The sequence below is a fragment of the Rhizobium sp. BK316 genome (assembly GCF_014193695.1).
Taxonomy (GTDB): Bacteria; Pseudomonadota; Alphaproteobacteria; order Rhizobiales; family Rhizobiaceae; genus Rhizobium.
The window spans coordinates 238,160-259,634 of sequence record NZ_JACHZR010000006.1 but is presented as its reverse complement, the minus strand read 5'-3'; the positions used below and the strand labels follow the sequence as shown (position 1 = coordinate 259,634).

Annotated in this window: 21 protein-coding genes and 1 pseudogene; 7 read left to right on the top strand and 15 right to left on the bottom strand. The window is 60.4% G+C overall.

Features of this window, described 5'->3' with window-relative positions:
- Positions 1-9 precede the first annotated feature (9 nt).
- Complete coding sequence (locus tag FHT87_RS26610; RefSeq protein WP_183805781.1) at positions 10-897, top strand: YicC/YloC family endoribonuclease; 888 nt, start codon at positions 10-12, stop codon at positions 895-897.
- Positions 898-900: 3 nt separating this feature from the next.
- Positions 901-1,563 (top strand): guanylate kinase, encoded by a 663-nt coding sequence (gene gmk / locus FHT87_RS26605; protein WP_183730635.1) that lies wholly within the window; start codon positions 901-903, stop codon positions 1,561-1,563.
- Between the two features lie 289 nt (positions 1,564-1,852).
- Here gmk and rsmA read toward each other — a convergent pair whose 3' ends face one another.
- From rsmA to FHT87_RS26570, 7 genes are all read right to left on the bottom strand, one after another.
- On the bottom strand, positions 1,853-2,680 hold the full coding sequence (gene rsmA, locus FHT87_RS26600; RefSeq protein WP_183805779.1) for a 16S rRNA (adenine(1518)-N(6)/adenine(1519)-N(6))-dimethyltransferase RsmA: 828 nt from the start codon (positions 2,678-2,680) through the stop codon (positions 1,853-1,855).
- Positions 2,680-3,708, bottom strand: a complete 1,029-nt coding sequence (pdxA, locus tag FHT87_RS26595) for a 4-hydroxythreonine-4-phosphate dehydrogenase PdxA (protein ID WP_183805777.1) — start codon at positions 3,706-3,708, stop codon at positions 2,680-2,682. Before pdxA ends, rsmA begins: the two co-directional genes overlap by 1 nt.
- Positions 3,709-3,715: 7 nt before the next feature.
- Positions 3,716-4,657 carry a peptidylprolyl isomerase gene (locus FHT87_RS26590; protein WP_183805775.1) on the bottom strand — a complete coding sequence of 314 codons (942 nt, stop codon included), beginning with the start codon at positions 4,655-4,657 and terminating at the stop codon, positions 3,716-3,718.
- A gap of 187 nt (positions 4,658-4,844) precedes the next feature.
- Positions 4,845-7,196, bottom strand: a complete 2,352-nt coding sequence (locus FHT87_RS26585; RefSeq protein WP_183730623.1) for an LPS-assembly protein LptD — start codon at positions 7,194-7,196, stop codon at positions 4,845-4,847.
- Complete coding sequence (gene lptG / locus FHT87_RS26580; RefSeq protein ID WP_183805774.1) at positions 7,196-8,284, bottom strand: LPS export ABC transporter permease LptG; 1,089 nt, start codon at positions 8,282-8,284, stop codon at positions 7,196-7,198. Before lptG ends, FHT87_RS26585 begins: the two co-directional genes overlap by 1 nt.
- The gene (locus tag FHT87_RS26575; RefSeq protein ID WP_183730617.1) at positions 8,281-9,462 is read right to left on the bottom strand and encodes an LptF/LptG family permease; all 1,182 of its coding nucleotides are present in this window, start codon (positions 9,460-9,462) and stop codon (positions 8,281-8,283) included. The genes lptG and FHT87_RS26575 overlap by 4 nt, the downstream gene beginning before the upstream one ends.
- A 99-nt stretch (positions 9,463-9,561) precedes the next feature.
- The gene (locus tag FHT87_RS26570; protein WP_183805772.1) at positions 9,562-10,335 is read right to left on the bottom strand and encodes a phosphatase PAP2 family protein; all 774 of its coding nucleotides are present in this window, start codon (positions 10,333-10,335) and stop codon (positions 9,562-9,564) included.
- Positions 10,336-10,476: 141 nt separating this feature from the next.
- Here FHT87_RS26570 and FHT87_RS26565 point away from each other — a divergent pair, with 141 nt between their 5' ends.
- Both FHT87_RS26565 and FHT87_RS26560 read left to right on the top strand, forming a co-directional pair.
- Positions 10,477-11,970, top strand: coding sequence for a leucyl aminopeptidase (locus FHT87_RS26565; RefSeq protein ID WP_183730611.1), 1,494 nt, complete (start codon positions 10,477-10,479; stop codon positions 11,968-11,970).
- Complete coding sequence (locus FHT87_RS26560) at positions 11,967-12,416, top strand: DNA polymerase III subunit chi (protein ID WP_183805770.1); 450 nt, start codon at positions 11,967-11,969, stop codon at positions 12,414-12,416. Before FHT87_RS26565 ends, FHT87_RS26560 begins: the two co-directional genes overlap by 4 nt.
- A gap of 8 nt (positions 12,417-12,424) precedes the next feature.
- On the opposite strand, the gene FHT87_RS26555 is transcribed toward FHT87_RS26560, so the two are convergent.
- From FHT87_RS26555 to FHT87_RS26535, 5 genes and pseudogenes are all read right to left on the bottom strand, one after another.
- On the bottom strand, positions 12,425-12,976 hold the full coding sequence (locus FHT87_RS26555) for a GrpB family protein (RefSeq protein ID WP_183805768.1): 552 nt from the start codon (positions 12,974-12,976) through the stop codon (positions 12,425-12,427).
- Between the two features lie 74 nt (positions 12,977-13,050).
- Positions 13,051-13,977: a Gfo/Idh/MocA family oxidoreductase gene (locus tag FHT87_RS26550; protein ID WP_183730602.1), complete on the bottom strand. Its 927-nt coding sequence runs from the start codon at positions 13,975-13,977 to the stop codon at positions 13,051-13,053.
- Between the two features lie 89 nt (positions 13,978-14,066).
- Positions 14,067-14,198: pseudogene (locus FHT87_RS26545) on the bottom strand (polysaccharide deacetylase family protein); the annotation flags it as partial.
- A 71-nt stretch (positions 14,199-14,269) separates the two neighbouring features.
- On the bottom strand, positions 14,270-16,156 hold the full coding sequence (gene abc-f, locus FHT87_RS26540; RefSeq protein ID WP_183805766.1) for a ribosomal protection-like ABC-F family protein: 1,887 nt from the start codon (positions 16,154-16,156) through the stop codon (positions 14,270-14,272).
- A 93-nt stretch (positions 16,157-16,249) separates the two neighbouring features.
- Positions 16,250-17,302 (bottom strand): GGDEF domain-containing protein, encoded by a 1,053-nt coding sequence (locus tag FHT87_RS26535; protein WP_183805764.1) that lies wholly within the window; start codon positions 17,300-17,302, stop codon positions 16,250-16,252.
- A 264-nt stretch (positions 17,303-17,566) separates the two neighbouring features.
- On the opposite strand from FHT87_RS26535, the gene FHT87_RS26530 reads away from it, so the two are divergent.
- Entirely contained in the window at positions 17,567-18,256 is a 690-nt protein-coding gene (locus FHT87_RS26530) for a glutathione S-transferase family protein (protein WP_183805762.1), read from the top strand.
- A gap of 80 nt (positions 18,257-18,336) precedes the next feature.
- Positions 18,337-18,759 (top strand): nucleoside-diphosphate kinase, encoded by a 423-nt coding sequence (gene ndk, locus FHT87_RS26525; protein ID WP_183730591.1) that lies wholly within the window; start codon positions 18,337-18,339, stop codon positions 18,757-18,759.
- 72 nt (positions 18,760-18,831) lie between these two features.
- Here the strand turns inward: ndk and FHT87_RS26520 are convergent, their stop codons facing one another.
- Both FHT87_RS26520 and FHT87_RS26515 read right to left on the bottom strand, forming a co-directional pair.
- Positions 18,832-19,338: a hypothetical protein gene (locus FHT87_RS26520; protein ID WP_183730589.1), complete on the bottom strand. Its 507-nt coding sequence runs from the start codon at positions 19,336-19,338 to the stop codon at positions 18,832-18,834.
- The gene (locus FHT87_RS26515; protein WP_183805760.1) at positions 19,335-19,883 is read right to left on the bottom strand and encodes a CGNR zinc finger domain-containing protein; all 549 of its coding nucleotides are present in this window, start codon (positions 19,881-19,883) and stop codon (positions 19,335-19,337) included. The genes FHT87_RS26520 and FHT87_RS26515 overlap by 4 nt, the downstream gene beginning before the upstream one ends.
- Before the next feature lie 67 nt (positions 19,884-19,950).
- Between FHT87_RS26515 and FHT87_RS26510 the strand changes: the two genes are divergently transcribed.
- On the top strand, positions 19,951-20,847 hold the full coding sequence (locus FHT87_RS26510) for a branched-chain amino acid ABC transporter permease (protein WP_183805758.1): 897 nt from the start codon (positions 19,951-19,953) through the stop codon (positions 20,845-20,847).
- Here FHT87_RS26510 and FHT87_RS26505 read toward each other — a convergent pair whose 3' ends face one another.
- Positions 20,848-21,309, bottom strand: a complete 462-nt coding sequence (locus FHT87_RS26505) for a molybdenum cofactor biosynthesis protein MoaE (RefSeq protein WP_183805889.1) — start codon at positions 21,307-21,309, stop codon at positions 20,848-20,850. It lies immediately after the preceding gene.
- Positions 21,310-21,475: the final 166 nt, after the last annotated feature.

Here is a 21,475-nt window from a genome sequence, read left to right as displayed (position 1 = left end):
AGGCCTTCGATGGCATTGCAGTCCATGACCGGTTTTGCGCGGCGCGAGGGAACGGCCGGCCGCTGGCGCTGGGCATGGGAACTGCGTTCGGTCAACGGCAAGGGGCTCGATGTCAGACTTCGCCTGCCGCCTGGCCTGGAGCGCCTCGAGACGGATGTTCGCCGTATCGCCGGCGAGAATTTCAGCCGCGGCAACCTGCAGGCCACGCTGTCCCTGACGACGGGTGAAAGCCAACTTGAGGCCGTGCTCAATCAGGATGCCTTCGCTGCCGTTCTCGCCATGCGCGACAAGCTGGAGGGCCTGATCGATCCGGCACCGCTGCGGCTCGATACCCTACTTTCCATCCGCGGCCTCGTCGATTTTCGCGAGACGCAGGACAGCGAAGAGACAATTGCCGCGCGCGATGCCGATATCCTGTCGGGACTGATGGCTGCTCTTTCCGATCTCAGGACCATGCGCGAGCAAGAGGGAGCAGCGCTTACCCGCGTGCTTCTCGGACAGATCGCGACGATCGAAGGCTTGACGAACACGATCGAGGCCGATCCCTCGCGCTCGCCGCAGGAGATCGCGGCAAGGCTTTCGGCACAAGTCGCGCTCCTCATGGAAGGAGCCGGCGCGCTCGATCGCGACCGGCTGCATGCCGAAGCAGCATTGCTCGCCACCAAGGCGGATCTGCGCGAAGAGATCGACCGGCTGAAGGCCCATGTGACTGCCTCTCGCGATCTCCTGGTCAAGGGCGGTCCCGTTGGACGAAAGCTCGATTTCCTTGCACAGGAATTTAACCGCGAATCGAATACGATCTGCTCGAAGTCGAACGCTTCGGCCGTCACCGCAGCCGGGATCGAGCTGAAGGTGGTGATCGATCAGTTCCGCGAGCAGGTCCAGAATTTGGAGTAGGACATGAGCCCGGCGAAAATCTCGCCCATCCAGATCGCCCGTCGCGGTCTGATGCTGGTCATCTCGTCGCCCTCGGGCGCCGGTAAATCCACCATCGCGCGTACGCTCTTGGAAACGGACAAGCAGATCGGTCTTTCCGTCAGCGTCACGACCCGCCAGCGGCGGCCGAGCGAAGTGGAAGGCGTGCACTATCATTTCAAGAGCGTGCGGGAATTCGAGCGGCTGCGTGATTCCGATTCTCTACTGGAATGGGCCGAGGTTCACGGAAATTTCTACGGTACGCCCCGTGAGCCCGTTGAGCAGGCTATGTCCGAAGGCCGTGACATGCTGTTCGATATCGACTGGCAGGGCGCCCAGCAATTGCAGCAGAAGATGCAGGCTGATGTGGTCTCGATCTTCGTGCTGCCGCCGACCATGACCGAGCTCCAGTCCCGCCTGCACCGCCGCGCCGAGGATTCCGAGGAGGTCATCCAGACGCGCCTCGCAAACTCCCGTGCCGAAATCGCCCACTGGCGCGAATATGACTACGTCATCGTCAATGACGACCTGAACGCCGCCCTCGATGCTGTCCAGTCGATCGTCAAGGCAGAACGTCTGCGTCGCGACCGCCGCCACGGCATGTTCGATTTCGTCCGGGAATTGCTTGAGGAAACGCCAATACTCTAGAGCCTTTCCTGGTTAGATTGCAGCATTCTGCCGGAGCAGGTTTGTGTCAGGGCAAAGGCGATTGGCGACGGGCATACCCCCAGGTACGTCCGAGCCGATCGCCTTTGATCCTGGCGGAAAGATGCCCGGCCCTAGCTGGTTTGCGAGCAAACCACCGGGGTTGGCTGAAACGGGCCGCCTGATCGACCGGCCGGCTTGGCCGTAGATCTGGGCTACGACGCGCGCCGGCCGGTCGACCATTCGACTCCGTTTGAGCCAACAGAATGCTGCAATCTAACCAGGAAAGGCTCTAAAGGCTGTTCGCCAGCCGGCAGAATTCCTCCACCGACAGTGTCTCCGCGCGTCTAGCAGGATCTATGCCTGCTTTGACGAGCAGGCTTTCCCCGCCGATCGGCTTCAGGCTCTGGCGCAGCATCTTGCGGCGCTGGCCGAAGGCGGCCTGCGTGACCCTTTCCAGATTGGCGACCGAACAGGGGATGGGATTTTCGTTCGGCGTCAGATGCACCACCGTCGAGATGACTTTCGGCGGCGGCGTGAAAGCCTGTGGCGGAATATCGAATGCCATGCGGGCATGGGTGCGCCATCCCGTGAGCACGCCGAGACGGCCATAGTGATCGTCATCCTCCGAGGCGACGATGCGCTCGCCGACCTCCTTCTGGAACATCAGCGTCAGAGATTGCCAGAAGGGCGGCCATGCCTTCGGCAGCAGCCAGTTCACCAATAGCTGGGTTCCGACATTGTAGGGCAGGTTGGCGATGATCTTGACAGGGCCTTCCGGCGCTATCGCCTCGAAATCGATCTTCAGCGCATCGCCCTCGATGACATCAAGCCGGCCGGGATAATGATCGGCGATTTCGGCCAAGGCCGGCAGGCAGCGTGCATCGCGCTCGACCGCGATGACCTTCTTTGCTCCGAGCGCCAGGATGGCCCGCGTCAACCCGCCAGGGCCGGGGCCGACTTCAAAGACCGTCGCATCGTCCAGCGCACCGGCTGTACGGGCAACCTTCTGCGTCAGGTTGAGATCGAGAAGGAAGTTCTGCCCGAGCGCCTTGCGCGCATCGAGTCCATGACGCTGGATAATCTCGCGAAGCGGCGGCAGACCGTCGAGTGCAGCCATCAACGCTGGCTTTCCGCGGTACGGCCAAGCTGAGCGCCGAGCTTGAGCGCAGCAACGAGGCTCGTCTCGCGTGCAAGGCCCTTGCCGGCAATGCCGAAGGCAGTGCCGTGGTCGGGCGATGTGCGCACGAAGGGAAGGCCGAGCGTTACATTCACCGAATCATCGAAGCCGAGTGCCTTGGCCGGGATCAGCGCCTGATCATGATACATGCAGACGGCGACGTCGTAACGCGTGCGCGCTTCGTCGTGGAACATCGTGTCGGCGGGCAGGGGGCCGATCGCATCGATGCCCTCGTCACGAAGGATCTGTACCGCCGGATGAATGATGGTCTCATCCTCCTTGCCGATGGCACCGCCTTCACCGGCATGCGGATTGAGCCCTGCGATCGCGAGCCGCGGAGCCGCGATGCCAAACCGCTGCTTCAGATCCCTGTCTGCTATCCGGCAGGTCTCGACGATCAGGCCGAGCGTCAACGCCTGTGGCACATCTTTCAGCGGAATGTGGATGGTGACGGGAATAGCGCGCAGTTTCGGCCCCGCAAGCATCATGACGGGCCTGACCGATTGACCGGTCGCATGCATGGCAAGATCGGCAAGGAATTCGGTATGACCAGGAAATTTGAACCCTGCCTCGTAGAGCACCGACTTGGCGATCGGATTGGTGACGACCGCAAGCGCCTCGCTCTGCATGACGAGTGCTACCGCCGCCTCGATCGAGGCGATCGTACCCTTTGCCGTCGCGAAATGCGGCTCTCCTGCCGCAACATCGACGCCTGCGGGTATCGCCAGGACAGGCAGCGCGTCCGCAAATACACCGAGGCTTTCGGCTGCATTGTCGATGCTGCGCAGGGGGGCATCAAGGCCGAGCTTTCGTGCCCGTACCGCAAGCACATCGGGGTCGCCGATCAGGAAGAAGGGCGGCAGTCCAAGCTCGCGTCTGCGAAGCCAGGCCATGAGGGCGATATCAGGCCCAACGCCGGCCGGGTCGCCCTGCGTCAACGCAAGCGGTCGCGAAAACGGTGTTGCCATGGAAAAATCAGCGATAGATGATCTGCGCGTGCTTGCGCAGTTCATCCAGATATTTGGTGCTGTTTTCGTTTTCCGGCGCTGCGGTCTTGTCCGACTTGGACTTGTCGAGGTCCTCCTGACGGAACACCATTTCGGCTGCCTGGTCGTCCGAAACCTGGCGCTGGCTGCAGATTGCCAGATATTCCACGCCCTTTTCGGTTACGCGCGTTGCCGTCGTATTACCCTTGATCTGAGCCACGAGGTCTTTCCATTCCGCCGGGATTTCCGGAGCCAGCATGCGGCCGAGATCGCGCACAGAAACATCCCGCATCGTGGCGGCGAAGGTCTTTGCCTGATCGCATCCCGGATATTTGGAGCGCGATGCCTCAGCCTCGCTCTTGCGCTTGGCCGTGATCGCGTTGCGCTTGGCCGGCGGGACCACGAAAATGATCTGCTGCAGAATATACTCCGTCGTCACCGGCTTCTGCTTGTTGTTCTGCATCATGCGGTTGACCAGATCGTAATTCGAGATGCGCGCGCTGGAGCCGTAACGCGCATTGACGAGACGCGGCCAGCTCATCTGCACGGCAATGAAGTTCTTGAAATGATCGACACCCACGCCGGCGCGGTCGAGGATCTGTGACATCTGCTCGACGGAAAGCTTGTTGCTGGCGGCGAAACGGGCAAAGGAGGCGTTGACATCGTCCTGCGAGACGGACATGCGCACGCGAGCGATTTCCTGCCGCTTCAGCGTCTCGTCGACCAACTGTTCTTCTGCGGCTTTGGCATCGGGTTTCTGGCGCTGCAGTCGCATGAAGGCCTGCCGCTTGGCGACATCGCCGCTGGTAATCGCAGTACCGTTTACCACCGCCTTGACCTCGCTGGCCGCGAAGACAGGGGTGCTGAAGGCAGCAAGCATGAAGGCTGCGCCTGCAATGAGCGTTGTTACGGTTTTCTTCGCGTCAATCATCTGTTGACCTCCCGATAGCGCCGCACGACCCGGCGCGCGGCGTTCTTACCATAGACTGAGACGAGCGGAAATCGCATCTCTGGCTCCGCGACACCCTATGCCTCACATAACGATTGGTCGCAATGTCCTGCACAGGCTTACGGCGAAAGAATGGCCCGGCCGGAGATTTCCGGCCGGCCATCTGTCGTCAGAGGCTATTTGCAGCGTCACCCGTGCCCAGTCGGATATCGCCAAGCGTGCGGAAGGTCAGGCGTGCCGCGATCGTCCAGTCGCTTGCCGACTGATCCGTCGAATCGTTCCTATCCATCCAGGCGATGGTGAAGATGGTGCATTCGTCCTCATAGGAAATGCCGAGCGTCTGTCTCGTAACGACGTCGCTGTTCAAATCCCAGGCGATGCCTCCGAAGATCGACCAGTAGTCCTTGAACTTGACCCGGCTGCTCACCTGAACCTCATCCTGGTCATCAGCGAAGCCGTATGCCGGCTGGGCGCCCACATGCGTATAGGTCACCTGGCCCGAGAAGGTATCGTTCTGATAGGCCGTCGTCAGGTCGCCGCGATTGAGGGAGAAATCCTTCTGGTCCAGCCGGTAGGATGCCGCCAGGGAGAGGCCGAAGGGCATTTCGATGCCGCCCAGCCCCACATAGTCCGAAACGTCGTTCTCAAGGCCGGAATCGGCGCCGGCATTCACGAGGTCGTCGGTCGCAAACGAATTCAGACCGGCGAGTTGATAGGACTGTCCGAAGATGCCGTGCAGCTTGTAACCGCTGTCGAACGTGCCGGTATACTGGAAACCGACATTGGCGCGTGTGCCGCCTTCTATACGGTCATAGCCGGAGAACCTGTCGCGGTCGAACAGATTGGTCGCGTCGAAGACGAAGCTCTGCGCGTCTTCGTTCGGCAACCGGCCGGCGAGCGGTTCATCCGGTCGCGCATAGATCTGGGCGATCGGCTCAAGAACATGCGTGCTGTTGCTGGTCGTGAACAGGATCGGGTAGCGCATTTCCAGCCCGGCCGTCACCATTCCGCGCGTTGCCGCATTATCGTCCAGATAATTGCCGGCATAGGGAACGCCGTTCTCGACCGGACTTTCCATGTTGAGCGCCAAGGCATCGCCGCGTGCTGCGAGCAACGGCGTGATAACCAGCCCGGTAGGCGTTACGTAGGTGCGCTTCCACTGTATTTCCGTGCTCAAACGAGTGGTCTGACCTTCCAGGCCGGGGAAGCGATTGAAACCGTCGACAGTGGTAAAGTTTTCTTGAGAGCGCGAAAGATTGGTCAGATTCACATCGGCGGAAAGCTCACCGCCTGCGAGCGGCTGCGGCGCGACATAGTGATAGTCAAGTGTCGGATAGACGATCGGCTGCTGCTCTTCCGCGGTGTTGCCAGAATCGGCGTCCTGTACGTCGAAATAGAAGGCGCGCAGGTCGAAGTAATTCCGCTTGCCGAGACCCGTCAGATAGGCGGTATTGATCTGCGGCGAACCGTCGTAACCTCTGATCTTATAGGTGCGCGAGAAGTTGTTGTCGCTCTGCACCATGACATCCCAGCCGAAGCTCCAGCGGGGATTGATCATGAAACGCCCCGCCGACCCGATCATGCCGCGCTGTTTGGCTTCGGCGTCGCTGGTACCGGCACTGAAATTACCGGGGCTCATCTGATCAATGCCGGCAATATGCATCGTCACCGTGCCGTTTTCGAAGCGGCGGCGATATTCGCCCTCGAGCATGAAGCCCTGCGAGGTGTAGCCGGTGCCCGTGACGGTGAAATCCGAACTCGGGGAGATGACGTAATAATAGGGAACGTGCAGACCATAGCCGATATTCTGCGAAACGCTCATCGTCGGGAACAGGAAGCCCGACTTGCGCTTCACGGTATTATCGGGGACCGTGATCCACGGAACGTAGGCGATCGAACGGCCAAGCAGCTGAAAGCGGGCGTGCTCGAGCCGGATCGTGTGCTTCTGGTTGTCCTGGATGACACGCTGCGCCTTGACCTGCCAGAAGGGCGCGCGTTCGGGCTTTTCGGCGCAGGGCAAGCAGGCGGTGTAGACACCTTTATTGAGAATCATCTGCGTACCGCCGACTCGCTGGCCGGTTTCGGCAACGAGGCGGGTATTGTCGCTTGTCTCAATTCGCAGCGCATTCATGAAGCCGTCTGCGAAATTGTCGGTCACATCGAGGTGGTCGGCATAGATTCGGTTGCCGTCGGGCGTCACCATCTCGATGTTGCCGGTCGCCATCATGCGGCCGGTCTTCTGGTTATAGTCGACCTTCTGGGCAACCAGCCTGTAGCCGCCGTAGTTGATCTGCACGCCGCCGATCACAGAGACGAGCTCCTGGTCCTTATTATAGACAAGCTCGTTCGCTGACAGCATCAGCTTCGCATCCGGCGAGATATTCTGGCCGATTGCAGGCATGCCTGTACTGTTCTCCTGGCCGTAGGCCAGCGGAGCATTTTCAAAATAGGAACACAGAGCTGCGCCCAAGAGCAGGGCAACCAACTGTTTACTAAACACCTTGCGGTCGCCTACCGCCACTAGCCATCCTCCTGATGAAGCAGGATCGTCGCGCCTAAAGCGAGCGCCACGATCACTGGTATCCAAGTCGCCACAAACGGCGGCACGACACCGCTGCTTCCAAATGCCTTTACAAGCACGGTGACGACATAAAGCATGAAGCCTGAAAGGATTCCACCCAGAATCACAGAGCGTGACTGGTTGAACCGGCTAAATTTTAGAGACACTGTTGCAGCAATGAGAGTCATGGCCACCAGGAGCAGCGGCTGCGACAGCAGTGAGTTGAATTGAGTCTCAAGCGCCTTCGTGGAGATTCCGAAGGATTTGGCAGCAGCGATACGGTTGGAAAGATCAAAGAAACCAATTGTTTCCGGCGCTGTGAGCCGCTCCTTGATGAAGTCCTGCTTCAGGTTCGTACGAAGCTGTTCCGAAACCTTACGCACCGGGATTTCCCCAGGCTTGCGTTCCATGACGTTGTTAAGCTGCCAGTAACCATCTTCCAACTTAGCGGATGAGGCATCCTGCCTCAGAATGACCTGACCGCTGCTGTCAAAGTGGATAAGGACCGCGTCCATGAGCAGCGTGCCGCTCTCCAGTACGGTCTTGGCGCCGATGATGACATCGTCCCGGCCGCTGATCTGGCGCAGCCACGGAACCTGCAGCGCCCTGATCATGGCATTGTCCTGACCGCGCCACGCCGTTTCGAATTGTGTTGCCTGCCGTTGGCCCCAGGCGGCGAGCGGATTGAGCGCCACCACCGTCAGCACGCCGAGAATCAGGGAGCCGGCGATAAAAGGCAGCATGAACTGCCAAACCGAGATGCCGGCCGCACGGGTGACGACGAGTTCATATTTCCGGTTGAGCCCGATCAGCACGGTAATGCCGACGAACAGCGCCACGAAGGGGATGGTCTGCTGCAGGATCAACGGCAGTCGAGCGGCAGTGAGCAGCACAGCACCACCCAGCGTGTAGCCGGGAAAGCTGGAGATGCGGCTCGCCGTCTCGCTGAAGTCGAGCAGAAAGGTGATGGCGCTCATGCCGACCAGGAACCACATCGTGGTCACGACATACCGGCGGAAGAAATACCGCGACAACGTCCCGAAAATCATCGCGCAGCGCCTCCGCCGGTCCGACCCGTCGTGGCAAGTACCCGCTTCTGCGCGCGCTTCCAGAGTGTCGAGGTGCGATTTCTGACGGCGAGCGGCATGGCAAGCCGCTTATGCATGTTCAGGAAAATAATCGAAACCAGGCCGGTCACGATCGGGATCGCATAGAGGATCGGGATATAGATCGTGTTCTTGTCGATCTGGTTGGCAACGTAAAACGCCGCCCAGCGCAGTATGAATGCGAGGCCCAGCGCACCGACCATCGGATGCATGCGCGCCTCGCGGTGCGATCGCGCATCCCCGGCTATGGCAAGCGAGAAAAGCGCAAAAACGAAGGGAAGCATCCAGTCGGTCAGGCGGCGATGCAGTTCGGCGGTATAGCTGCCGGGCTTGGCGATATAGTCAGGATCTTTCGGATCGGGATTGAGCAGGAAAGCGAGATCGCGGTCGCTGGCGCGAAGCGTCGCCTGTCCGTTATTCTCCGTCATATCCGAAAGGTCGAAGGAATAGGAATCGAACTTGATGACGGAGACGTTTCCATCGGGCGTTTTGCGATGGACTTCGCCGTCATGCATGATCAGCGACGTGCCGATATCATCCACGGCGCCTTCGCGCGCATAATAGATGAGCTCGTTATTCGGCTCGCGCTCGTCGGCGACGAAAAGGCCCTTCAGCATGCGGCCGGCGAGCCGCTGCGAGATCTGCACATAGAGGCCTTCATCGATCTTGCGGAAGGTCTTTTCCTCGATCACCGACGAAAGAAGATCGGCATAGGTTGCGGCGATCATCTGCCGCACGACCGTCTTCGCGCGCGGCTCGACGACATTGTCGACGAAAAACGAGAAGACGCTGATGAGGACCGCCAGGAGCAGGATCGGCCGCGCCAGGATGGTGCGGCGGGCGCCGGCGGCATCGATCACGGTCAGCTCCGAATCGTTGTTCATCGTCGTCAGCGTCTGGGTAATGCCGATGACGAGAGCGAAAGGCAGCACGATGGGAATGATCGACGGCAGGATCAGCGTCGCAAGCGTGGCGAAGGAGCCGATCGACTGGCCGCTGTCGGTCACCAGGTTGATGCGCTGCAGAACCTGGGTGGTCCAGATGATCGCAAGCACCGGGAGCAGGGCCACGAGAAACATCTGGCCGACACGCCGCAATATATATGTCTCAAGTAGTTTCATGCTCGCCCTTGAAAGCACCCGCAGGCCGATATGGCCGACAGGAGATTCCCTCTACGCTGTTTGTCGCGGTTTTGCGACAAGGCCGTGTCAAAAATTCATTCAAATTTCAGAATTTTTTTGTCGCTGTGGCGACTCAGTGAGTGCCATCAGCGCTGCGAATATGACAACCGAGGAGAGCCACGCCAGCACCACATCGGATAAATAATGTGCGCCGAAGGAAAGCCGCATCGCCGGCGTCAGGATGGAAACGGCGGCAACGGGTGCCACAAGCGCATAGCGCACCGACTTCGGAACGAAGATCAGCAGGCAGAACAGCCAGCCCGCGCTCGCCGCTTCGCCTGATATGAAGGAACAGTTCGAGATGCATTTGCCCGCGAGCGAACCGGCTTCGGCAAAGTGAAGCGTACCGCCGAAGAAATCCGTCTGCACCGGACGCGGCCGGCCCCAATGTTCCTTGAGGATCACATTGACGAGAAGAACGGGGCCGATGAGCAGCGTGCCGAGCGCGACCTTCAGATCGCGGGCGCGTGGGGCGTTGAATGTCGCGCCATGTTGTTGATAGCATTCGGCTAGCTTCCACAGCATCACGGCGGTGACGACATAGGGAACGTAAAAGAAGAGGGTGCGCAGCAGGCCGAGGATTGCCTCGCTCCGATAGGGAAAGGAGCCGCAGACCTGCGTTGCGGGTGCCGATGCGCCACATGCCTCCTGGACGAAAAAAAGCTGGGAAAAATAAATATCTATCTCGGGAAAGGCCCGAAAGAGGCCTAGCAGCAGCCACCACACCCAGAAGAGCAGGACAAAGACGCCGAATGCCGTTTGCGGCAGGCGAATTGCCGGACCCCGCCATCGATTTTTCGAAAAAACTGTCAACGCAAACATCTACGAAACTGACGAAAACCTTTTGGCCGGGCGGCCGCGCGGAACATAACAACTGTCGCCGGCCATTGACAGACCCGCCAAACGCGAAATTATCCCCCTGGAACGGATTTAATGAATCCCATCGGAGAAGACATGTCTGCAAAATTCGAAATTTCATTCTCAAAATCGGCAAAGCTCAGCGGTGGTCTCGCAATCCTTCTGAAGGCTTCAGAGGCTGACATGGCGGCTGGGGCCGATATTGCCGATCCGGCGGGGGTGATCGCCAAGGCGTCGAAAATTGCACGCTTCTCTGCAAAGTCGTTGGCTGCTCTTGATCTGGTGGCACCGGAAGGCGCGCCCGTCGAGCGGATCATCGTCATCGGCCTCGGCAAGGCCGCAGACCTTACCGTCCATGACTGGCTGAAGGCCGGCGGCAGCGCCGCTTCGCGGATCAAGAACACCGAGAAGGCGACGATCTTCATCGATTCGCCGAGTGTGGAGGTCAATGCCAAGTCTGCGGTGGATTTCGCCCTCGGCATGCTGATGCGCGCCTACAGCTTCGATACCTATAAGACGAAGAAAAATGACGATGAGGACAAGCAGGCGAAGTCGATCAAGGTGACGATCGTCACGGCGGACGCTGCTGCGGCCAAGAAGGCCTTTGCCGATGCGGAAGCGATTGCCGCCGGCGTCAACCTCGCCCGCGACCTCGTCAACGAGCCGCCGAATGTTCTCGGCCCGGTCGAATTTGCCGCCAGGGCCAAGGAGTTGGAAAAGCTCGGCGTCGAGGTGGAAATCCTCACCGAGCGCGAAATGCGCCGTCTCGGCATGGGTGCGCTGCTCGGCGTTGCCCAGGGTTCCGTGCGTCCGCCGCGCCTTGCGGTCATGCAGTGGAAGGGCGGCAAGAGCAAGGACCGGCCGATCGCCTTCATCGGCAAGGGCGTGGTCTTCGATACCGGCGGCATCTCGATCAAGCCGGCCGCCAATATGGAAGACATGAAGGGCGACATGGGCGGTGCGGCTGCCGTCACCGGCCTCATGCACACGCTCGCCGCCCGCAAGGCGCCGGTCAATGTCGTGGGCATCATCGGCCTTGTGGAAAACATGCCTGACGGCAATGCCCAGCGTCCGGGCGACATCGTCACCTCCATGTCCGGCCAGACGATCGAGATCATCAACACCGATGCCGAAGGCCGCCTCGTGCTCTGCGATGCGCTTTGGTATTGCAACGACCGCTTCAAGCCGCAGTTCATGATCAATCTTGCAACGCTGACAGGTGCTATCATGGTCGCGCTCGGCAACAGCCATGCGGGGCTCTTCTCGAACGACGATCCGCTGTCGGCGCAGCTGACCGCGGCCGGTCTCGTGACCAACGAGAAGCTGTGGCGCATGCCGCTCGGCAAGGAATATGACAAGATGATCGACAGCAAGTTTGCCGACATGAAGAATACCGGCGGCCGCCTTGCCGGCTCCATCACGGCTGCGCATTTCCTGAAGCGATTCGTGCAGGATACGCCCTGGGCGCATATCGATATTGCCGGCACGGCGATGGGCTCGGTGCAGGATGAGATCAATCAGTCCTGGGGCTCCGGCTACGGCGTGCGCCTGCTCGACGAACTGGTCCGTGTGAATTACGAAACACGATGACGGAAATCCTCTTCTACCATCTGACGGAATCGAAGCTGGAAGACGCGCTTCCGCCGTTGCTCGACAAGAGTGTCGGGCGCGGCTGGCGTGTCGCCGTCCAGATGAAGGAAGCTGAGCGGCGCGATGCGTTGGATACGCATCTGTGGACCTACCGGGAAGACAGCTTCCTGCCGCATGGCACGGACGGGGCCGATTTCGCCGGGAATCAGCCCGTTCTCCTGACCATTTCGTCTGACAATTCGAATGCTGCCACCGTCCGCTTCATCGTCGACGGCGCCGAGCCGCCGCCCGCCGCCGATTATGAGCGGATCGTCTTCATGTTCGACGGTTACGATCAGGAGCAGCTTGAAGGCGCACGCGCCCAATGGAAGAAGCTGAAAGGCGAGGGGCATAACCTCACCTATTGGCAGCAGACGCCGGAAGGGCGGTGGGAGAAGAAGGCCTGACGCGACCGTCAGGCGAGGCCCGCTTCCGCCAGAACCTTGTCGATGAAATCCTTCTTCGCTCCGGTATAGGCGGCGCGGCTCTCGGCATATTTCTGCGCGAGGCCGATCTTCAGCTCCTCATAGGCCACCGCGAGTGCCGGATCGTTTTGTAGCCGGTCACGGAAGAAAATGTTCCGCCGCCAGTTGAAGCCCTGATATTCGACGACATGGGCAAGATGCGTGCGCGTCTCGCCCGCAATGCCGCGGCCGAAGAGATGGTCGTCAGGTACGATGTCTGCGCCGGCGTAATCATAGCCGATCTTTGCCATCGGTTCGATGCAGGCAAGCCCGTCTTCGAGGCGGCGGACGCCGATCAGGATGTCGATGATCGGCTTCGCCTTGATGCCGGGGATGGCGGTGCTTCCGAAATGCTGGATGTCGATCGCCAGAGGGCCGAGCGCATCGCGAATCCTGGCCTCTTCCAGCAGATAGGCCTCCCTCCATTTGGCATTGGCGTCGGCAAGCCTGACCGCCAGATGCCGGACGCCCAAACCAAATGATTCATCCTGCTCCTGCTGCATGGAAACGCCCCTTGATATCGGCGCCGCTATCCTAGCATGTTGCCGGCGCGATGGCATCTGCCGGCGAAGGCCGATCAGTCGTGAAATGCCTCGACGAATTTCCGCTTGCCAAGCATGAAGGCATCGGCGACGTGACGCAGCGGTGCCAGATCGACATCCGACTTGCCGGCCTTGATGAGCTCGGCAAAACGGCGATAGAGCGCCGGATATTCGGCTTCCGGGGCGGAGAACTTCAGCTCGCCATCGACCGAAAGCTTCGAACCGCCTTCCGACAGAACCATCTGACCGGCAGCCGTTTCCGCGATGATGTCCCAGCTCTGCTTGCCCGTCTGGCGCCAATCGAATTCGGCATGGACGGGAACATAGTCGACATTGCGGAAATGCAGGTCGGCAGCAATCGGCGAGTCACGGTTCTCCGGGAATTCCAGCGTGCCGGCGCTGAGGAACATTGCCTTGGGCAGGATATGCGTGACGATCGAGAGCGCATTGATGCCAGGATCGAAAACGCCGAGGCCGCCTGCCTGCCAGATCCATTCCTGGTTCGGATGCCAGTGGCGCACGTCTTCCTTCCAGATCACGTGCACGCTCTTGATCTCGGTCGAGGCAAGGAAGGATTTTGCGGCTTCGACAGCGGCTGCGTAGCGCGAATGCCAGCTCGCAAACAGCGTCGCGCCCTGCTTGTTCGCGAGGTCTTCGAGGTCGGCCACTTCGCTCAGCGTCGCACCCGGCGGCTTTTCGAGGAAGACATGCTTGCCGGCGACCAGCGACTTGTAGGCGGCTTCATAGCGGTACTGCGGCGGCATGCAGAGCGAAACGGCGTCGATCGATGGTTCGGCTGCCAGCATGTCGTCGATCGAGGTATAGGCGATGACGCCGTCGACCGTGCCATGGCGGCTTGCCGTCGCTACCAGCTTGAAATCGGCATTGGCGGCGATGGAGGGGAGATGCTGGTCGCGGACGATCTTGCCGACGCCGACGATGGCGAGATTGATGGCTGACATGGTGTTTGCTCGCGTTCGGTGTTTCGCTAAAAGTATGACTTATTGTGCGCCGTTTTATCAGAAAGCGATCCGCGGGCAAGCCGCCCTTGTCAGAGCGAAGCCATTTCCACCGGTGCGGAGCTCTTTTTGAATTTCAGCGTCACTACCTTGTAACCCTCCGCCTCGAGTTTCGAAAGCAGTGTCGGCAACATCGTTGCGGTGCGTTTATGGATGTCGTGCATCCGGTCTCTCAGGCATGAAAAAGCCGGGCCTGCGAAAGGCCCGGCTGTCCGAAAGCACGGTCGATGGCGCCTCAACTCGCCATCGCTTCCTCATATTCGGCGGACAGTTCCAGCCATTGCTCTTCGGCGGCAGCGAGCTTGGCGGCGGCTTCACCGCGCTGCTTGGCCTTTTCGGCTGCTTTGGCGGGCGCCTTTTCGTAGAGCGCCGGGTCTGCAAGCTCCGCATCAAGAGCCTGAATCAATTTCTCCAGCTTGCCCGTCAAGGATTCGATTTCATTGATCTTTTTCTTGAGAGGGGCAAGCGAGGCGCGCTTGTCGGCATTCAGCTTGCGCTGGTCGGCTTTCGAGGACTGTTCTTCAGGCTGTCTCTGCTTTTCGTCGTCTTTTTTTTTGCCGGAAGCGACGATCAGGTCGCGATACTCTTCCATATCGCCTTCGAAACTCGTCACCGTGCCGTTGTTGACCAGCCAGAGGCGGTCGACGGTCGCTTCGATCAAGTGGCGGTCGTGCGAGATCAGGATGACCGCGCCGTCATAGTCGTTCAGCGCCTCGATCAGCGCGCGGCGGCTGTCGATGTCGAGATGGTTCGTCGGCTCGTCGAGGATCAGGAGGTTCGGCGCATGAAAGGCGGCAAGCCCCATCAGCAGGCGTGCCTTTTCACCGCCTGAAAGATCTTTCGCCGCCGTCGCCATCTTCTCGGTCGCAAGGCCCATCTGCGCCACGCGGGCGCGCACCTTGGCCTCCGGTTCGGTCGGCATCAACCGCCGCACATGCTCGACGGGCGTCTCGTTCGGCACGAGGTCGTCGAGCTGATGCTGCGCGAAGAAGCCGATCTTCAGGCTCGGCGCGAGACGCATTTCGCCGCTCTCCGGCGCCAGGCGGCCGGAGATGAATTTGGCAAAGGTCGATTTGCCGTTGCCGTTCGAGCCCAGCAACGCAATGCGATCGTCATTGTCGATGCGAAGGTTGAGCCCTCTAAGGATCGGCTTGCCGGGCTCATAGCCGACAGCTCCGCCGCTGATCGCGACAATCGGGGAGGCCGGCTGCTTCTCGGGCTCGGGGAAGGTGATCGGCTGGACGTGATCCTCGATCACGGCCGCGACCGTGCCCATACGTTCAAGCGCCTTGACGCGCGATTGGGCCTGTTTTGCCTTGGAGGCCTTGGCCTTGAAGCGGTCGATGAAGCTCTGTAGGTGCTTGCGCGCCGCATCGTTCTTGGCCTTGGCCTTCATCTGCAGTTCGTCGGCTTCCGCCTTCTGCCGCTCGAACTGGTCGTAGTTGCCGCGGTAGAAGGTGAGCTTCTTCTGGTCGAGATGGACGATGGAATTGACCGCGTTGTTGAGCAGATCGCGGTCGTGGCTGATGATGATGACCGTGTGAGGATAACGGCGGATATAATCCTCCAGCCACATCGTGCCTTCGAGGTCGAGATAGTTGGTCGGCTCGTCGAGCAGCAGCAGGTCCGGCTCCGTAAAGAGCACGGAGGCGAGCGCCACGCGCATGCGCCAGCCGCCCGAGAAGGAGGAGGCGGGCCTTGCCTGCGCTTCCTGATCGAAACCGAGGCCCGAGAGGATGCTGGCGGCGCGCGCTTCCGCCGAATGGGCGTCGATATCGACGAGGCGCATCTGGATTTCGGCGATACGATGCGGATCGGTTGCGGTTTCCGCCTCGGCCAGCAGCGCCGCGCGCTCCTTGTCGGCAGAAAGCACGATCGTGATCAGTGAATCCTCGGTGCCCGGCGCTTCCTGCTTCACCTGGCCCATGCGCGCATTCTTGGGGATCGATATCGTCCCGCTTTCCGCTCCCAGATCACCTGTTATGACGCGGAAGAGGGTGGATTTGCCGGCACCGTTGCGCCCGACGAGCCCGGCCTTCGTGCCTGACGGCAGCGAGACGCTGGCATGGTCTAGAAGCAGGCGGCCGGCGATGCGGGCGGAAATGTCTGAAATCGTGATCATGCGCGCGGTTTTGGCCGAAAGCCGCCGCCAAGGCAAGATGGATCAGCGGCGTGTTTGCCACTGTTTGCCGTCAATAGCTCATAGCCGAACGCCTTACCGGCCGAAGGCTTGCACTGGCAGGCGCGGATTGGACTGGGCGGCAAGCAGCGCCACGCGGGCATTGGCCTGAAGCTGGCCTGATGTTGCCGCATCGCCGCTCAGCGCCACGCCGACCGATATCGTCAGGCCGCTCGCCTCCGACGTGTCGGATGCCGCAAAAACGAGGTTATCCTCGACGGAGCCGCGCAGCCGCTCGGCGATCGCCAGCGCATCCTGCATGCCGACATTGGCAAAGAGGAGGGCGAATTCGTCGGCCTCCAGGCGCGCAACGAAATCATTCTTCTTCACCGTCTTGCGGAAGAGGCCGGCAAGCTTCTTCAGAAGCCTGTTGCCGGTCTGCATGCCGTAGCGCGCGGTAAGTCCCTTGAAATCATCGATATCGATCATAATCAGCGCGCTGCCGGCCGCACCGTCCTCCTGACCATAGAGGTCGTCGAGCGCGCGGTTGAACCCGATACGGTTCGGCAGGCCGGTGATCTTGTCGGTGACAGCAGCAGTCTGCACCGCCGAAATGCCGCGCTCCAGCGTCGTCAGCCGTTCGATATCCTCTTCCAGCCTGGTGCCGATCGTCTGCTCTGCAGCAAGGACGGCCGAAAGTGAGGAGGCGAGATATTCGACCTCTGCCATGAAATCGGCAAGGCTCTGGTGGTCCTGCTGGCCCGAGACGGATTTGATGATGGTTTCGCAGGCCCGCGTGAAGGCCCGGTGATGCAGGCGCCCTTCAGCGAGCCGCTCCGCCGTTTCTTTGAGTATGCGGCTCGCCTCGATCCGCGAGTGGTCGCCCGCCAGCCCGTAGTGGCCGACGAGCCGGTAACGCAGGCCGAGTTCGTCCAGAGCCTCCTGCTGCGGATGCGGGCCAAGGGCCGCGATATCCTGTGCCAGCCCGGCGTTCAGGCCGATCAGCGCTTCGTAGAGCAGTTCATAATTGCGCGGCAGGCCTGCCACATTGAGCCGCATCATGTGCTGAGCGACCGTCTGGATATCGCTCGCCAACGCCGGTCGGGCGGTCTCGCGTGCATTCAACGCATTTGCAACGGCAGTCGGCATGACGATCCCCTCATTGCCATTGGTTCTCTTGGGTCATCGGCTCTTCTGCTTCCGCTATGCAGGCAAGCTTTTAAGAGACATTGAATTTTCAAACCTTCTCCGGCGGGAAGCCGCAAAACCGGTTAATACACCCTTGCTGCGTCCCGATCAGGAATGGCCGTATCCGTTTCAGCAGCAGCCGTGATGGCGCCATGAAAATTCCTGATTTGATCGCACCGGCTTTTGGGCGTGGAATGAACCAATTGCGATTGCGAAAGGACTGATATGACCAGAGCTCTCTATTCCCTGTGCGGTGCCGACGAGCGTCACTTCTTCTCGCCGCACTGCTGGAAGGCGGTGATGGCGCTCGCCCATAAGGGTCTCGATTTCGAAGAGGTTCCGACGACCTATGGCCGCATTGCCGATATCGGCGGCGGCTTTTCCAAGACCGTGCCGGTTCTGGATGACAACGGCCGGCTGATATCAGACAGTTTCGATATCGCCCTTTACCTGGAAGAGGCTTATCCCGACCGCCCGTCGCTTTTCGGCGGCGAAGGCGGCAAGGCCCTGTCGCGCATGGTCGAGGGCTATTCGCAGATGGTGGTCCATCCGGCGATCATGCGGATCGCGCTTCTCGATATTCATTCGATCCTCGATGAGGGCGACAAGGCCTATTTCCGGGTCAGCCGTGAAAGCCGCCTTGGCAAGCCTCTGGAGGAATTCGCCGCCGGCCGCGAGGCGGAGCGGGAGGCTTTTGCCGCCAAGCTTGAGCCGATGCGCCATATGTTGAAGTTTCAGCCTTTCATCGGCGGTGAGAGCCCGCTCTTTGCCGACTATATCGTCTTCGGCGCGCTGCAGTGGCTGCGCATCGCCGCCGGCCTCGCCATGCTGGCTCCGGATGACCCCGTCATGGCCTGGTTCGAACGCTGCCTCGATCTTCATGAAAGCCGGGGCCGGACTGTGACAGCGGCGTGAAATTGCCGGAGCCCCCTTGTTTTCGGGCGGTGAGGCGGGTAAAGACCGCCCACTTTTCCCTGAGTATGAGGACCCGAATTATGGCGATTGAACGCACCTTCTCGATGATCAAGCCGGACGCAACGAAGCGCAACCTGACGGGCGCTATCACCAAGATGCTCGAAGATGCCGGCCTGCGCGTCGTCGCCTCCAAGCGCGTCTGGATGAGCAAGCGCGAAGCCGAAGGCTTCTACGCCGTTCACAAGGAACGTCCGTTTTTCGGCGAACTCGTCGAAGGCATGACCTCCGGCCCGACCGTCGTTCAGGTTCTGGAAGGCGAAGGCGCCATCCTGAAGAACCGCGAAATCATGGGCGCAACCAACCCGGCAAACGCTGCTGAAGGCACGATCCGCAAGGTTCATGCTCTCTCGATCGGCGAAAACTCGGTTCACGGTTCTGACGCTCCGGAAACGGCTGCCCAGGAAATCAAGTACTGGTTCTCCGACACCGAAATCGTCGGCTGATTCAGCGCCGGAGCATTCCCTGGGAATGCATTGAATTGACTCATGAAAGCCGGGTTCGTCCCGGCTTTTTTGTTAAGCTGGACACTTGTCCGTATTCGAAAAATCCGTCGTCCCATCCGGCTTGAAAACCTCGGGGTTCTTCTCGTATCCCGCGCCGAGCACCAGCGGCTTGCTCGGGAGCACGGTCTGGTCGAGATCGGATTTGAACTGCGCCTTCAGTTCCTGCAACAGCTTGCCATCCTTGTCGACAAGCTTGATCGTAACGGAATAGGGCCGGTCCTTAACCACGCAGTGCAGGTTTTCGCTCTGGACGGAAATCTTGTCATCCATCGGAAAAACCTTCTGATTCAAAACCAGCGGCGCGCCGCCCTGCGGGTTATCGAACTCCGCGACGATGGTGGATCCGTCGGGAATAGGCGCCGTCTTCTTCATCGTCAGAAGGTAGGTAGCGCTGGCGTTTCGATAGTTGAAGACGAAGAGATGGCCTGTCACTTCCAGCATGGTTTCGGCCTGACGCTGGCAGGCGGAAAGCATGAGCCCCGCTGCCGCAAGGGCCGTGATGATCGAACGCCGTTTCATGGCGTCTCCTCCTTCTTTTTCCTCTGGTAGTGCCTGCTTGCCTTGGCGCGGTTGCCGCAGACGGCCATGTCGCACCAGGCTCGGCTTTTGTTCTTGCTGCGGTCGATGAAAAGCCAGCCGCAATTGCCGCAGATCTTCATCCGCTCCGGTTCCGGCATGGCGAGCAGCCGCAAAACCGAATGGGCTGTTGCCGTATCAAGGCCCTTGTCGGTGGCGCCGCGCAGCGTCCTCGCCAGCGCCTCCAGCAGATCGGCGAGCAGCCGGTCGTCGTTCCCCTCGAGCACGCGCTGCCGGAAGTACCGGTCCGTCGCCTCGCGCAACTCGATGAAGTTCACTCTATTCTGCGCTCCAACCGGCGCTATGTCGCCAAAAAGTGCCCGTTCGGCGCAGAATTCCTTCGCCGCCTCGGGAAAACGCTCCATTTGCCCTTCAGCCTCGAAACGGTCGATACGGCGCGCCGTGTCGTGGCGAAGGATGACGCTGTTGGCGACATCAAGAGCCAGCGCGCCGCCGGAAAAGCGATGAAGGGTCCAGGAAAAGCTCATGGGAAAAATATAACTGGTAAAACACGTTTTGCCAGTTATTATTTCAAGCCGATCCGGAGTTTCGGGAATGGCCTATCTTCTGCAGCAACTGGCGAATGCGGTGCCGCTCGCAGCACTCTACGCTACACTTGCCTTCGGCTATTCGATTGCCTTCGGCGTCACCAAGCGAGCCGACATCACCTATGGGGCGATCATCGCCTTTGCCGGCCAGATGCTTCTGCTCTTCACGGACATGGCCTATAACCGGTTATGGCTGGTGCTGCCTGCGGCGATAGCGATCGGCGTCTGCGCTTCGCTGATCTATTCGGTGGGGGCAGGGGTCTGGATCGGCCGTTCCATCATGCAGCCGCTCGCCAGCAAATCGCCGAATACGGTCATGGTCGCAGCACTCGGCATGATGATCGTGCTGATGGAAACGGCACGTCTTGCCGCCAATACCCGCGCCATCTGGCTGCCACCGCTGCTGAACGACACCGTCACCTTCTGGAGCGACGGCAGCTTCCGGGTAACGCTCACTTATATCCAGCTTCTGGATACGGTCCTGATGTGTGCGATCATTGCGATCGGTGCGTTGATCCTGAAGCGCACGGTATGGGGCCGCCTGTGGCGCGCCGTCATCGACGATCCGCTTGCCGCCGAACTCTGCGGCACCAGCGCCAGCCGCGTCTTCCTGGTATCCTATGCAGCGGCGGCCCTCGTCGCCACCTGCTGCGGCATCCTTGCGACCTTCTACTATGGATCGATGGATTTCGGCGCGGGACTGATGTTCGGCCTCAAGGTGCTGATGATTGCGGCCGTCGGCGGCTATTCCGATCCGCTGCGCTCGGCAGGCGGTGCCGCCGGCCTGGCGCTTGTCGAGACGCTCTGGGGCGCCTACGGTTCCTTTATCTGGCGCGATCTCGCCATCTTCTCGCTCCTGGTCCTTCTGCTGGTGATGAGCCGCCGCGAGCGCGTCACGCTCTGATCATTTCCAGCGGTCGCGTGCCGTGTCGTCTGCGTCTTTTGCCGAGATCCAGTCGCCCGTATGTCCATCCTTGCCATGCTCTTTCTTCCAGAAGGGAGCCGAGGTTTTCAGGAAATCCATGACGAAGTTTGCGCCGTCGAAGGCCGCCTGCCGGTGCGGTGCCGCCGCGACGACCAGCACGATGTTCTCGCCGGCTGCAATCTTGCCGAAGCGGTGGATGGCCGTCAGGCCGTCGAGCCCGAAACGCGCGATCGCGAGTTCGCCGATGCGGGTCATCTCCGCTTCCGCCATGCCGGGATAATGTTCGAGCTCGAGCGCCGAGAGCGTGCCGCCCTCATCGCGGCAGAGGCCGGAAAAGGTGACGATCGCGCCGATGCCGGGCTTGCCGTTGGACAGCCTATCGACTTCCGCCTGCAGGTCGAAATCTTCGCGCTGGACGCGGATGGTGAGCGAAGTCGTCACTGCAAAATCCTTTGCTGCCTTGATGTCGTCGCGAGGAATGCGGTGATGGAGTGCCGTGCCCACCCCCCTCTGCCCTGCCGGGCATCTCCCCCACAAGGGGAGAGATCACAAGCGGCTTGACCCTCGGGCCTATCTACCGTTTTGCCGGGCCGCGACATTTCTTGTT

What these genes read in the sequence shown, in the direction of transcription:
- ndk (WP_183730591.1), top strand. Translation starts at nt 18,337, where the DNA reads ATGGCGATTGAACGCACCTTCTCGATGATCAAGCCGGACGCAACGAAG.
- gmk (WP_183730635.1), top strand. Translation starts at nt 901, where the DNA reads ATGAGCCCGGCGAAAATCTCGCCCATCCAGATCGCCCGTCGCGGTCTG.
- FHT87_RS26530 (WP_183805762.1), top strand. Translation starts at nt 17,567, where the DNA reads ATGACCAGAGCTCTCTATTCCCTGTGCGGTGCCGACGAGCGTCACTTC.
- lptG (WP_183805774.1), bottom strand. Translation starts at nt 8,284, where the DNA reads ATGATTTTCGGGACGTTGTCGCGGTATTTCTTCCGCCGGTATGTCGTG.
- pdxA (WP_183805777.1), bottom strand. Translation starts at nt 3,708, where the DNA reads ATGGCAACACCGTTTTCGCGACCGCTTGCGTTGACGCAGGGCGACCCG.
- FHT87_RS26520 (WP_183730589.1), bottom strand. Translation starts at nt 19,338, where the DNA reads ATGAAACGGCGTTCGATCATCACGGCCCTTGCGGCAGCGGGGCTCATG.
- FHT87_RS26550 (WP_183730602.1), bottom strand. Translation starts at nt 13,977, where the DNA reads ATGTCAGCCATCAATCTCGCCATCGTCGGCGTCGGCAAGATCGTCCGC.
- FHT87_RS26610 (WP_183805781.1), top strand. Translation starts at nt 10, where the DNA reads ATGGCATTGCAGTCCATGACCGGTTTTGCGCGGCGCGAGGGAACGGCC.
- FHT87_RS26590 (WP_183805775.1), bottom strand. Translation starts at nt 4,657, where the DNA reads ATGATTGACGCGAAGAAAACCGTAACAACGCTCATTGCAGGCGCAGCC.
- FHT87_RS26560 (WP_183805770.1), top strand. Translation starts at nt 11,967, where the DNA reads ATGACGGAAATCCTCTTCTACCATCTGACGGAATCGAAGCTGGAAGAC.
- FHT87_RS26565 (WP_183730611.1), top strand. Translation starts at nt 10,477, where the DNA reads ATGTCTGCAAAATTCGAAATTTCATTCTCAAAATCGGCAAAGCTCAGC.
- FHT87_RS26575 (WP_183730617.1), bottom strand. Translation starts at nt 9,462, where the DNA reads ATGAAACTACTTGAGACATATATATTGCGGCGTGTCGGCCAGATGTTT.
- rsmA (WP_183805779.1), bottom strand. Translation starts at nt 2,680, where the DNA reads ATGGCTGCACTCGACGGTCTGCCGCCGCTTCGCGAGATTATCCAGCGT.
- FHT87_RS26555 (WP_183805768.1), bottom strand. Translation starts at nt 12,976, where the DNA reads ATGCAGCAGGAGCAGGATGAATCATTTGGTTTGGGCGTCCGGCATCTG.
- FHT87_RS26515 (WP_183805760.1), bottom strand. Translation starts at nt 19,883, where the DNA reads ATGAGCTTTTCCTGGACCCTTCATCGCTTTTCCGGCGGCGCGCTGGCT.
- abc-f (WP_183805766.1), bottom strand. Translation starts at nt 16,156, where the DNA reads ATGATCACGATTTCAGACATTTCCGCCCGCATCGCCGGCCGCCTGCTT.
- FHT87_RS26510 (WP_183805758.1), top strand. Translation starts at nt 19,951, where the DNA reads ATGGCCTATCTTCTGCAGCAACTGGCGAATGCGGTGCCGCTCGCAGCA.
- FHT87_RS26535 (WP_183805764.1), bottom strand. Translation starts at nt 17,302, where the DNA reads ATGCCGACTGCCGTTGCAAATGCGTTGAATGCACGCGAGACCGCCCGA.